Source organism: Streptococcus sp. C300, assembly GCF_000187645.1.
Taxonomy (GTDB): Bacteria; Bacillota; Bacilli; order Lactobacillales; family Streptococcaceae; genus Streptococcus; species Streptococcus oralis_CQ.
The window spans coordinates 154203-156970 of sequence record NZ_GL732468.1 but is presented as its reverse complement, the minus strand read 5'-3'; the positions used below and the strand labels follow the sequence as shown (position 1 = coordinate 156970).

Annotated in this window: 2 protein-coding genes; both read left to right on the top strand. The window is 42.2% G+C overall.

Annotated elements, in window-relative coordinates; all coding sequences use genetic code 11:
• On the top strand, positions 1–416 hold a 416-nt coding region (locus tag HMPREF0849_RS07030), incomplete at its 5' end, for a zinc finger domain-containing protein (protein ID WP_000330887.1).
• 293 nt (positions 417–709) lie between these two features.
• Positions 710–2768 (top strand): SIALI-17 repeat-containing surface protein (locus tag HMPREF0849_RS07025; protein WP_000682654.1); only part of this gene is annotated, 2059 nt, incomplete at its 3' end.

The following is a 2768-nucleotide window of genomic DNA, read 5'->3' as shown; positions in this document are numbered from 1 at the left end:
AAGAAGAAATCTTGGATACATGGTCAGCCTTCATGGATTTCCGTGGACAAGCTCAAAAAGCCTTGGAAGAAGCGCGTAATGCAAAAGTTATCGGTAAATCACTCGAAGCACACTTGACAGTTTATCCAAATGAAGTGGTGAAAACTCTTCTTGGAGCAGTGGATAGCAATGTAGCTCAACTTTTGATCGTGTCAGAATTGAACATCGCTGAAGGTACAGCTCCAGAAGGCGCAGTTAGCTTTGAGGATGTTGCCTTTACAGTTGAACGCGCTGCAGGTGAAGTTTGTGACCGTTGCCGTCGTATCGACCCAACTACTGCAGAACGCAGCTACCACGCAGTTATCTGTGACCACTGTGCAAGCATCGTAGAAGAAAACTTTGCGGATGCAGTTGCAGAAGGATTTGAAGCCAAATAATCAGATTAGAAATATGTCTTCTCATAGTTTAAGATGAGAGGAAAGGTAAAAGAGAGAAAGTCATTTCTCTCTTTTTTGCTGGAAAAAGTTTAGAACAAAGATGCAGAAATCTAATAATTTTGGAGTTCGTTTTAAATTGATTTTTTGAGATTTTTTAAAAAGAGGAGTCGTTTTTCGGTACTTTTCAAAAGCATGTGTTGCTTCTAAAAATCGCGACAAATAATTTGAATAATCAAGTGAAATCAGGTAGAATAGAAAGGATTGAATAATATATTGAAGAGGAAATTTTGAGAATGAAACATCAATTTTATGGAGAAAAACGACAGCGTTTCTCTTTCCGAAAGTTGTCCGTTGGGCTCGTTTCGGCGACTATTGGAAGCTTCTTTTTGAATGGGCAAATGGCTGGGGGCTTGACTTCTGTGAAAGCAGCAGAAATTCAAAGTCAGCAGTCTGCTCAGGTTAAATACCACTACGTAGTGGAGTCTGAATTGACGGAGGTAGAGAAGAGTGCCTTGATCAGGGAGATTCCAAAGTATGTTGAGGATGCTTCAGAGACCTATTACTTAGTTTATCGTCCGACTACTCATGTGGATTCGTCTGGAGTATTGCCTAAGACAGGTCACTCCGGCCTTTGGGAATCAACTTTTACAGCGATGGGTCTTGCATTACTAGTGCTTGTAGTTGTTAGAGGCAGAAATGGGAAGAGGTATTTATCTTCGCTCTTGTTGGTAACTGGAATGGGATCCATGCTGCTATCTCCAACAGTCTTAGCAGTGACGAATATCGAACTTGCAGCATATAATCAAAGTCTTAACTTGGGTCTTGGAGATGCACTGCCAGCGCCATTGAAAATTGATGGTTACGATTATATCGGTTACTTAAAGAATGAAGAACAAAATGATAGTCATTTAGCTCCTTCTGCTCTGAAAGAAAATCCGGCACTTGACTTGGAGAAAGAGAAGGAAAGAGATCTAAAACCAAGTGAAACAAATCTAGATATGAAAGAGATTGTTTCGGATAAGGGGGATGATTTAACTGAGGAAGAAAGAGAAGCTATAGCTGCTAAGGAGAGAGAGTCTGCTCGTCTAAGCACCGTTTATGACTTGCCAGAGCTAAAAATTAGCGAGCAGGAGTCAGTTCATGAACTTCCTTATCAGACAAAATACCAATATACCGATGAATTGGCTCAAGGGCAATCAAAAGTTATACAATCAGGTGTTCGAGGTCAACGTACAGTTGTGACTCGTCATTATCATGAGAATCAAGAAATCGTAAAAAGCGAAATGATTTCTGATCAAGTGACGCTTGAACCTGTTTCTGAAATTATTTTAGTTGGAACAGCTCCAACTAACTCGATACCAAAAGAAACTCCAGTTCACGAAGTTCCGAAATTGTCAGAATATGGCACAACTCCAGAAACAGCACCAGTTCACGAAGTTCCAGAATTGACAGAATATGGCACAACTCCAGAAACAGCACCAGTTCACGAAGTTCCAGAACTGACGGAATACGGTACAACTCCTGAAATAGCGCCAGTTCACGAAGTTCCAGAATTGACAGAATATGGCACCAGTCCAGAAACAACGCCAGTTCACGAAGTTTCAGAATTGAAAGAATATGGTACAAATCCTGATACAGCCCCAGTTCATGAAGTTCCAGAATTGACGGAATATGGGACAACTCCAGAAACAGCACCAGTTCATGAAGTTCCAGAATTGGCAGAGTATGGCACTAGTCCCGAGACAACTCCAGTTCAAGAGATTCCAGAATTGACGGAATATGGCACAACTCCTGATACAGCTGCTATTCATGAGAATTCTGAGTTGGAATTGACTACAAATGATGAGGTTAGAATAGAAAAGATTGATTTTTCTATTGACGAGCAATATACAGATGAAATTCCAGAAGGAAGTCGTCAAATCGCGACTCCGGGTGTTGAGGGTGAGCGCACGATTAAGACTCGTGTATACAGTTCCAACGGGCAAGAGGTTGACCGCCAAGAGTTGTCTAATGAGGAAACTTTGGCGCCCGTAACACAGATCGTCAAAGTCGGAACTGCTAAGCCAACTATGGTACCGAGCGAAGCACCGAAAGCAGACGCTCTGCCAGAGTATCCGCTAACTTACACCGACGAAATTCGCGTTGAGAAAATAGCCTTCAACATCGAGGAGCAATATACCGATGAACTTGTTCGAGATGCTCGTCAGATTGCAACTCCAGGTGTTGAGGGCGAACGGACTATCAAGACTCGTGTCTACAGTTCTAACGGTCAGGAAATTGATCGCCAAGAATTGTCTAACGAAGAAACCTTGGAGCCCGTAACGCAAATCGTCAAGGTCGGCACGGCTAAAC